Consider the following 8,090-nt stretch of genomic DNA (forward strand, 5'->3'; position numbering starts at 1 on the left):
GGGGCTGCCCGGCTCGGGGGAGCCCACCAGGCTTCCCCACCACCACCCCCCACCGCCCCACCACCCCACCGCCCCACCACCCCACCGCCCCACCACCCCACCACCCCACCGGCATGCCGCCCCCACCCCACGGGCGTGCCGCCCCGTCCCTAGGTCGCCTGCCACTCCGCCACTCCGCCGCTCCGCCGACCGGCTTCCCGCTGGGGTGCCCGGTCCACTGGCCCGGCGCAGCGGGGAAGTGGGCCGCATCCCGATTGGGCTGGTCCGGTGTGCGGGTGATGCCGGGTGGCGGGGCCTGGGTGGTGCGGCGCAGGGGGCGGGTTCGGGGCAGGGCGTCCCATGGGCAGGCGGGCAGGCGGGTAGGCGGGTAGGCGGGTAGGCGGGTAGGGGAAAGGGGGCAAATCCGTACGACGTTCCGGATCCGCACCTGCGGGCCCTGGACGTCATAGCCTTGGGCGCACAGCCGAGCGGAGGTGCGGGGTTGGGGCGCAGGCCGACGATTGACCGGGACGAGCTGACGAGGCTCGTCGCGCGGGGGCTCAGTGTGGCGGAGCTGGCCGGGCACTTCGGGGTCAGCGAGTCCGGGGTGCTGCAGGCCAAGCGTTCGGCCGGGCTGGTGAAGGGGCTGCTCGACCACAAGGCGGCCCTGCCGTGGAAGGTGGCGCGCGAGCACACCCAGTCGGGCCCCGCCACGAACCTGCGGAACCTGTCGGCGGCCGCGCAGGGCAGAGCCCCCCAGCCGGAGCGGCTCAACACCGCCCTGCGCTGGGCGCAGCGGCTCGTGGACAACGACCTGGACGTGGCCTACGACCCGGCGGAAGGGTTCAGGGAGGTGCCGGTCGCGGGTGTCTCGCACGTCGGGGCCGTGCTCGCCGCCGCCAGACAGGCTCTGGCCCGCGAATAAACCCTCTCATTCAGGGCAGCCGAAGGTCTCAACCAAACAGACCGGAGGCGATGAGAGATGACCGCCGAGACGTGGATCTGGGTGGCCGTTGTCGTGGTCGTCCTGGCGGCGATCGCCGCCGTGGGTTACGTGGTACTGCAGCAGCAGAGGCGGAGCAAGCTCCGCTCGCGGTTCGGCCCCGAATATGAGCGCATCATGTCCGAGCACGACACCCGGCGTGAAGCCGAGCAGGACATGCTCGCACGTGAGCAGCGGCACGCCGAACTGGACATCCGGCCGCTCAGTCCCGAATCCCGCGACGCCTACGCCAGGCGCTGGACCGAGGTGCAGGAGCGCTTCGTGGACGCGCCCGGCTTCGCCGTCACCGAGGCGGACCAGCTGGTCACCGCGGTGATGGCCGAGCGCGGCTACCCGACGGAGGACTACGGGCAGCGGCTGGCCGACCTGTCGGTCGCGCACGCCGCGACGCTCGACCACTACCGGCAGGCCCACCAGATCAGCGGGCGCGCCGCCCACAAGGAGGCCTCGACCGAGGAGCTCCGCCAGGCGATGGTGCACTACCGCGCGCTGTTCGAGGAGCTGCTGGAGGAGACGACCCGGGAAGGGCGACGAGATGGCTGACCACGAGCGCCGCGAGGACGAACTGCTCGTCCCCGCCCCGCGCGACGACGACAACGCACCCAACGACAACGCACCCAACGACATCACGAACGACGACACCAGAAACGACGACACCAGAAACGACGACACCCGCGACGGCTACGACACGAGGGCCGTGTACGACACGCAGCCTTCAGCCGCCCCGGTGGAGGCGACCGAGGAACACGAGGCCGACCGGAGCCGTGAGCCCTACACCCTGCCGGCCGACGACAGCGTGCCGCCGGCGCCGCCGTACCCCACAGCCGTCGAGACGGCGCGGGGGAGCGGTCAGGAGTTCGGGGACGGCGCCTACGCCGGCGCAGGCCAGATAGCCGATCGCTGGCGCGACGTCCAGGCGGGCTTCGTGGACGATCCCAGGGCCGCCGTGGAGCGTGCCGACGACCTGCTGGAGGAGCTCCTGCAGGACGTCACCCGTCAGGCCGGTGAGATGCGCGAGAGCTGGAAGAGCCAGCAGGACACCGAACAGCTCCGCCTGGCCCTGCGCGAGTACCGGTCCGTCATGGAGCGCCTGATGGCGTTCTCAGAGAGGAAGTGACCCCCCATGCTGGCCATCGTCTCAGCGATCATTTTCGGCCTCGGCTTCCTGCTCGACCTGTTGAACACCAGGATCGCGGGCGGCATCACCGGGACCACGTTCATGCTGCTCGGTCTGTGCCTGCTGGCCCTTCACCAGGCCGGCATCGGTACGGCCAGCATTCGCGGCGGCACCGGCTCCTGGAGGGGCCGTAGCAGGCGATGACGCGTACACGAACTCCCGCCGCGGCTCGCGGCGGGAGGACGGCACCAGCGCGTCACCCTTTCCCCGCGAAGCGGAGAACGACCGTCGTCCCATCCTCGTCAGGATGAATCTGCACGCTCGCTGACAGAAGCCGCGCCACCCACAGCCCCATGCCGCGGGTGGCGTTCGGCGCCGGACGGGTCCGGCCGTAGTCCTCGTCCGTCCAGACGCCGCGGTCGTGGATCTCGATGACCAGGTCGCCGCCGTCGCTCCAGGAGCGCACCCGGGCGGTGGGCGAACCGTGGGTGACGGCGTTGGTGGCGACCTCGTTGACGGCGAGCACGAGGTCGCCCGCCTCGTCGTCGTGCAGTCCGGCCTCGCGGGCCTGCGCCTCGGCGAAGAACCGGACCTCGGGCAGGCCGCTCAGGGTGAACTCGAACCCGGACACGGGGGCACCCGGCGGGGGGCCGAACGCCCTCGTGCGCGGGTCGGTGTCTCCGTTCACCCGATGGCCTGCCAATCAGCTGGTGAGATCCTGTCGCAACTGGTCGAGGACCTTTCTGAGAATGCGGGAGACGTGCATCTGCGAGATGCCGAACTCCGCCGCGATCTCCGCCTGTGTGAGATTACCGAAGAAGCGCAGCAGCAGGATGTTCTTCTCCCGGTGCGGAAGCGCGTCGATCAGCGGCTTGACGGACTCGCTGTCGATGAGCTTGCTGAGCGAGTCGTCCGTCTCCGGGATGACGTCGCCCAGTGAAGCGGCGTCGTCGTCGCTGCCGAGCGGCGCGTCGAGCGAGAGTGTGCTGTACGCGGCGGAGGCGTCGAGCGTGAGCAGGACGTCCTCCTCGCTGATGTTCATCTTGGCCGCCAGCTCGGCGACCGTGGGCGAGCGCCCCAGGTCCTGGCTGAGCTCGGAGACCAGGCGGTTGAGCTCAGAACGGCGCTCCTGGTACACGCGCGGAACCCGGATCGCCCAGGTGCGGTCGCGGAAGTGCCGCTTGACCTCACCGGTCATCGTCACCACCGCGTAGCCCCTGAAGGCGTGGCCCAGCGTGGGATCGAAGCCGTTGACGGCCTTCATGAGGCCGACGTACGCGGCTTGGAGAAGGTCCTCGATGGGTTCGCCCCGGTAGCGGTAGCGGCGGGCGATCTCCATGGCGAGCGGGCGGTGCATCTCGACGATGCGTTCGCGCAGCCGCTCCTTGACGCTGTCGGGGGTGTCCGGCTCGGTCGTCTCGGCCAAGAGCTGTTCAGCGGTCAGCTCTTCGAGGGCGTATTCCTTCACAGCCATAGCTGCTCCTTGGTCCAAGCCATGGAACGGCCGTCCGCCCGAAAAGCGAAAAAGCCCAGGCAGAGGCACGCCTCACAGCGTTGCAGACGGAAGCCCTCTGCTGGACTTCGAGGATCAGTATCCCCACTTTCGCCGGAAGTATTCCACCCTTCTCGGGTGACAGTAAGGTTGCCTCGTGACACTGACCCTGACGTCCTCGCCGCAGGACGGGCTGACGGTGATCCGGGTGGACGGTGTCCTCGACGCCACCACCCGCGATCAGTTCGCCGACTACCTGTCGGCCGCCGGTTCCGACCTTGTCCTGGACCTGTCCGGCGTCACGTTCATGGACTCGCGCGCGCTGGGCCTGGTCGTTCACCAGTGGCAGACCAGCCTTGAGGCCGGTTCCCGCTTCGCGCTGATCGGCGTGCGGTACAGCACCGCGAAGGTGATGTGGATCACCGGGCTGGCCAGCCGGCTGCCGCTCTACGACACGCTGGAGGAAGCCAAGAGCGCCCTCGCTTAGCCGTTGTTGCTGCTGTGCTCCTCCACCAGCAGCTTGGCGAGGTCGGCGACCTTGATCTGGTGGTGCTGGGAGATACGGCGCAGCTCCTCGAACGCGGCCTCGGCCGAGCAGCCGCTCGACTTCATGATGATCCCCTTGGCCTGGTCGATGATCGCCCGGCCGGCCAGCGCCTCCTGCATCTGCGCGGCGTCGGTGCGTACCTGCTCGAAGTCCCACAGGTTGGCCATGGCCACGCCGACCTGCTCGGTCAGCATGCCGGCCAGGGCGTGGGCGTCGTGGCCGGGCAGGACGCCGGGCCGTACCGCGTAGAGGACGACCACCAGCAGGACCGGGTCGACCCTGATGGGCAGGGCCAGCACCGAGCGCACCCCCCAGCCGACCGCCAGCCCCGCGTACTCCGGCCAGCGGGGCTCGCGCAGCAGGTCGGGGGCGCTGACCGGGCTGCCGGTGCGCCGCGCCTCGACGCTCGGGCCCACGCCGAGCTCCCGCTCGCCCTCGACGAGGCTGATCAGCTCGCTGTGGGAGCTGGCGACGAGCACGCGCTCGCCCTGCCACTGCTCGGCCGAGCCGCCGGAGCAGCCGGGCACCCCCGCCGCGACCGCGTTGGTCAGGCCCCGCAGCACGCTCTCGGTCGAGTTCTCGTTGTCCAGACGCCCGAGAGTCGCAAGCTCGCGGGCCAGCACCATGGTGTCCATAACGAGTGGGAACCTTCCCTATATGGCCGTCTTAATCCCTGATGGCGTAGCGTCGGCGTCATGACGACCCCGCTCGAACGCGCCCTCGACTCGCTGACGGAGCGGGTGTCGTCCCTCCGCACGGCCAGGACCGCCTACCCCGATCAGGCGGGTGAGACACTGGACGCCGCCCTCGCCGAGCTCGACACCGCGCTCGAACTGCTCGCCGAGGCCCGCAAACAACTCCGCCAGACGCCCAAACAGGGCGCCAAGAGCGGCGCGCAGCGTGAGCTCAAACTTCTGCGGCAGGTGCTGCGCGTCTTTCCCGTCCCGGTGTTCGTCCTCGACGGCGGCGCGGTGATCAGGCGGATCAACGCCGAAACCTCCCGGGTGCTCGGCAGCCCCGACGGCTACCTGGTGGGACGCTCGTTCCCGCTGCTGGTGGAGACCTCGCGCCGGGCGGCGTTCCGCTCGCATCTGACCTCCGTGCTCCAGACCGGGCAGTCTGCCACGTTCGAGACACGTCTGAGCCACCAGGGCCGTACGCACACCGTCCAGCTCGTGCTCACCAGGCTCACCCTGCCGGGCGAGCCGCAGCCGCTGGTCGCCGCCGTCGCGCTGCCCACCGAGCTTCAGATTCAGGGGTACGGCGCCGCCCCCGCCGCCGCCCGCCCCGACGCCGCCCTGCTCATGGCCGCGGCCCGCCGGCAGGAACTGCTGGCCGAGACGGCCCGCATCCTGCTGGACGAGGAGAGCCTGCGCCGCCCGGTCGCCCTGGCCCGCGCCGCCAGGCTGCTGGCCGCCGACTGGGCCGACTGGGTGATCGCCGACGTCGTCCGCGACGGTGTGGCCCGCCGTACGACGGTGCTCGCGCCCAAGGACGAGCCCGTCGGCGAGCTGGCCCGGGAGGTGGAACGCGCCGACCCGCTGGCCGGTCCGCTGGTGGCCCAGGTGATGGAGCAGGCGACCGGCGTCCTGCACGAGATGGTCGACGACGAGGCGGTGCTCGGCACGTACGCCGGCGGGCCGCTGCTGACGGCGATGGGCGCCGTGTCGGTGATGTGCGTGCCGATCGGCCCGGGGGAGGGGGCGCTGACGCTGGTCAGGACGCACAACCGGGCACCGTTCACGCTCGGCGACCTCGGCCTGATGGAGCAGGTCGGCGTCCAGCTCGGGCTGGCCGTGCGCGCCCAGCGCAGCTTCCAGAGCAGTTCGCGGGCGGCCGACGCGCTCACCGCGAGCGTGGTGCCGCGCACGATCCCCGAGACGCCCGGCTTCGAGGCGGCGGCGATCTACCACCAGGGCGCCTCGGTCGGCGCCGAGTTCTACGACGTCTTCCCGGTCTCCACCGGCTGGGGCTTCGCGCTCGGCGGCGCGGCGGGCAAGGGTGAGGAGGCCGCGTCGGTCAGCGCCATGGTCAAGGGCGGGCTGCGCGTGCTCAGCGTGTGGGAGAAGGATCCCGACCAGGTGGTCAGGCGGGTCAACGAGGCCATGGTGGCGCAGGGTGGCGGGATGTTCGTGATGGCGCTGGCCGGCTTCGTGAACGGCCGCCGCCTGACCCTGTCCTCGGCGGGTCACCATCCGGCGGCGCTGGTCTCGGCCGACGGCTCGGTCCGCTTCGTCTCGGGGGGCGGGGTGCCGCTGGGCATCGCGCCGGTGGCGGAGACCGCGAGCGAGGAGCTGACGCTGGCCTCGGGGCAGACGCTGGTGCTCTACTCCGACGGGCTGGTCTCCTCCAGGAACGAGCGCGGCGAGCCGTACGGGGAGGAACGGCTGGCCGACGTGCTCGGCCGGCACGCGGGCCGCCCGCCCGCGACGGTGGCCAAGGCGATCGAGGACGACCGGCACGCCTTCTCCGGCGGCCAGGTGTGGGACGAGATCGTGATCCTGGCCTTCCGACCTGCATAGGTTTGCGATCGGGGCGAAACAGGGTAGACATAGGGGCGTAGATCGCGTGCCTAAGACGCAGGCACACCTTGAACGCGCTATCGCTGAGGTGTGCCATGAATATCGCCATTGTCGCTTCGACCACCGGCAACCAGCGTCGTCATCTTCTCGCCGCCGCCCGTGAGCTCGGACACGACCACCGGGTCACCATCTACAGTCGCCGCACCAGCGCCGAGCCCAAGCAGCGCACCCGGCTCACGCAGGGCGTCACCATTGAGCACATCGACGCCGGGCCGGCCCGTGACCTGCCCGCCGACGACGTCGTCTCCTATCTGCCCGAGCTCGGCCGCTACCTGATGCGCAGGTGGAGCGCCGAGCGGCCCGACGTCATCCACGCCCACTCCTGGACGACGGGCCTGGCCGCCGTGGCCGGCTCCGAAGGACTGGGCGTGCCGGTGACGCAGACGCTGCACCCGTCCGAAACCACGCACCTGAAGCTGGAGCAGGCGCTCGGCCGCCGCGCCAGCGCCGTCATCGCCGGTTCCGGCGACGAGGAGTCGGCGCTCATCCGGCTGGGCGTGCCGCGCCGCAGCATCGCGGTGATCCCCGCGGGCGTCGACGTCAGCAGGTTCCGCCGCCTGGGCGCGGTCGCCGCCCGCGGCACCCGCAAGCGCATCCTGCACGTCGGCTCGCTCACGCCCGGCATGGGCGCCCACACGGCCGTGCGCGCGCTGAGCGCGATCCCCGACGTCGAACTCGTCATCGCCGGCGGCCCCGACCCCGCCGACCTGGACACCGACCGCGAGGCGCGCCGCCTGACCGACCTGGCCGCCAACCTGGGGGTCGGCGACCGCGTACGCCTGCTCGGCCGGGTGCCGCGCGCGCAGGTGCCGCGCCTGATGCGCAGCGCCGACGCGGTGATCACGCTGCCGCGCGAGGCGCCCAGCGGCGTCGTCGCCCTGGAGGCCATGGCCTGCGGCGTCCCGGTGATCGCCTCGGCCGTCGGCGCCCACCTCGACTCGGTGGTGGACGGTGTCACCGGCATGCTGGTCCCGCCGGACCGCCCCGCCCGTACCGCGCGGCTGGCCCGCACGCTGCTGACGGACATCACGCTGCGCACCGCCCTCGGCTATGCGGGCGCCGACCGCGTCCGCTCCCGCTACTCGTGGGAACGCATCGGCCAGGAGCTCCTGCGGGTCTACGAGGACGCTCTCGTCCGCGCATGATCACTCAGCTGTACGGCGGCGCCGCCCGGAGACCCCGGCGGCGCCGTCCACATGTTCCGGACGGGCCGAAACGCGGCCTTAACGGCCCCTGCGATGGCGATTGTCCATGTCAGGTGGGATATGGCCTGTCTAGGGGCTTCACACGTGATTTTTCCGTCGTTGACAGGCTTCGCAACTGATGTTTATTTAGGCATGCCTTGCCTAAGTTCAGTAAGGCGAGCCTAA

General features: G+C 71.0%; 10 protein-coding genes. 7 read left to right on the forward strand and 3 right to left on the reverse strand.

Translation table 11 applies throughout. The features are described 5' to 3' along the window. Positions 1-481 precede the first annotated feature (481 nt). The 4 genes from ACFWY5_RS36110 to ACFWY5_RS36125 are packed head-to-tail and all read left to right on the forward strand — an operon-like array spanning position 482 to position 2,303. On the forward strand, positions 482-904 hold the full coding sequence (locus ACFWY5_RS36110; protein WP_379637347.1) for a hypothetical protein: 423 nt from the start codon (positions 482-484) through the stop codon (positions 902-904). Positions 905-961: 57 nt separating this feature from the next. Continuing rightward, positions 962-1,525: a hypothetical protein gene (locus ACFWY5_RS36115; protein WP_379617446.1), complete on the forward strand. Its 564-nt coding sequence runs from the start codon at positions 962-964 to the stop codon at positions 1,523-1,525. Further along, a complete protein-coding gene (locus ACFWY5_RS36120; RefSeq protein WP_379637349.1) occupies positions 1,518-2,099 on the forward strand; it encodes a hypothetical protein in 582 nt (193 codons plus the stop codon). The genes ACFWY5_RS36115 and ACFWY5_RS36120 overlap by 8 nt, the downstream gene beginning before the upstream one ends. A 6-nt stretch (positions 2,100-2,105) precedes the next feature. After that, positions 2,106-2,303: a hypothetical protein gene (locus ACFWY5_RS36125; protein ID WP_379617442.1), complete on the forward strand. Its 198-nt coding sequence runs from the start codon at positions 2,106-2,108 to the stop codon at positions 2,301-2,303. 52 nt (positions 2,304-2,355) lie between these two features. On the opposite strand, the gene ACFWY5_RS36130 is transcribed toward ACFWY5_RS36125, so the two are convergent. Both ACFWY5_RS36130 and ACFWY5_RS36135 read right to left on the reverse strand, forming a co-directional pair. Then, positions 2,356-2,730 (reverse strand): ATP-binding protein, encoded by a 375-nt coding sequence (locus ACFWY5_RS36130; RefSeq protein WP_379637351.1) that lies wholly within the window; start codon positions 2,728-2,730, stop codon positions 2,356-2,358. Between the two features lie 72 nt (positions 2,731-2,802). Next, a complete protein-coding gene (locus ACFWY5_RS36135; protein ID WP_379617438.1) occupies positions 2,803-3,573 on the reverse strand; it encodes a SigB/SigF/SigG family RNA polymerase sigma factor in 771 nt (256 codons plus the stop codon). 175 nt (positions 3,574-3,748) lie between these two features. On the opposite strand from ACFWY5_RS36135, the gene ACFWY5_RS36140 reads away from it, so the two are divergent. Next, positions 3,749-4,078, forward strand: a complete 330-nt coding sequence (locus ACFWY5_RS36140; protein WP_379617436.1) for an anti-sigma factor antagonist — start codon at positions 3,749-3,751, stop codon at positions 4,076-4,078. Here the strand turns inward: ACFWY5_RS36140 and ACFWY5_RS36145 are convergent. Beyond that, positions 4,075-4,773, reverse strand: coding sequence for an ANTAR domain-containing response regulator (locus ACFWY5_RS36145; protein WP_379617434.1), 699 nt, complete (start codon positions 4,771-4,773; stop codon positions 4,075-4,077). The two genes, ACFWY5_RS36140 and ACFWY5_RS36145, sit on opposite strands and share 4 nt — an antisense overlap. Positions 4,774-4,833: 60 nt before the next feature. On the opposite strand from ACFWY5_RS36145, the gene ACFWY5_RS36150 reads away from it, so the two are divergent. After that, on the forward strand, positions 4,834-6,660 hold the full coding sequence (locus ACFWY5_RS36150; protein ID WP_379617432.1) for a SpoIIE family protein phosphatase: 1,827 nt from the start codon (positions 4,834-4,836) through the stop codon (positions 6,658-6,660). Positions 6,661-6,755: 95 nt separating this feature from the next. Beyond that, complete coding sequence (locus ACFWY5_RS36155; RefSeq protein WP_379617430.1) at positions 6,756-7,865, forward strand: glycosyltransferase; 1,110 nt, start codon at positions 6,756-6,758, stop codon at positions 7,863-7,865. Positions 7,866-8,090: the final 225 nt, after the last annotated feature.

This window comes from Nonomuraea sp. NPDC059007 (assembly GCF_042740555.1).
Lineage (GTDB): Bacteria > Actinomycetota > Actinomycetes > Streptosporangiales > Streptosporangiaceae > Nonomuraea.

What these genes read in the sequence shown, in the direction of transcription:
- ACFWY5_RS36115 (WP_379617446.1), top strand. Translation starts at nt 962, where the DNA reads ATGACCGCCGAGACGTGGATCTGGGTGGCCGTTGTCGTGGTCGTCCTG.
- ACFWY5_RS36120 (WP_379637349.1), top strand. Translation starts at nt 1,518, where the DNA reads ATGGCTGACCACGAGCGCCGCGAGGACGAACTGCTCGTCCCCGCCCCG.
- ACFWY5_RS36125 (WP_379617442.1), top strand. Translation starts at nt 2,106, where the DNA reads ATGCTGGCCATCGTCTCAGCGATCATTTTCGGCCTCGGCTTCCTGCTC.
- ACFWY5_RS36135 (WP_379617438.1), bottom strand. Translation starts at nt 3,573, where the DNA reads ATGGCTGTGAAGGAATACGCCCTCGAAGAGCTGACCGCTGAACAGCTC.
- ACFWY5_RS36145 (WP_379617434.1), bottom strand. Translation starts at nt 4,773, where the DNA reads ATGGACACCATGGTGCTGGCCCGCGAGCTTGCGACTCTCGGGCGTCTG.
- ACFWY5_RS36150 (WP_379617432.1), top strand. Translation starts at nt 4,834, where the DNA reads ATGACGACCCCGCTCGAACGCGCCCTCGACTCGCTGACGGAGCGGGTG.
- ACFWY5_RS36155 (WP_379617430.1), top strand. Translation starts at nt 6,756, where the DNA reads ATGAATATCGCCATTGTCGCTTCGACCACCGGCAACCAGCGTCGTCAT.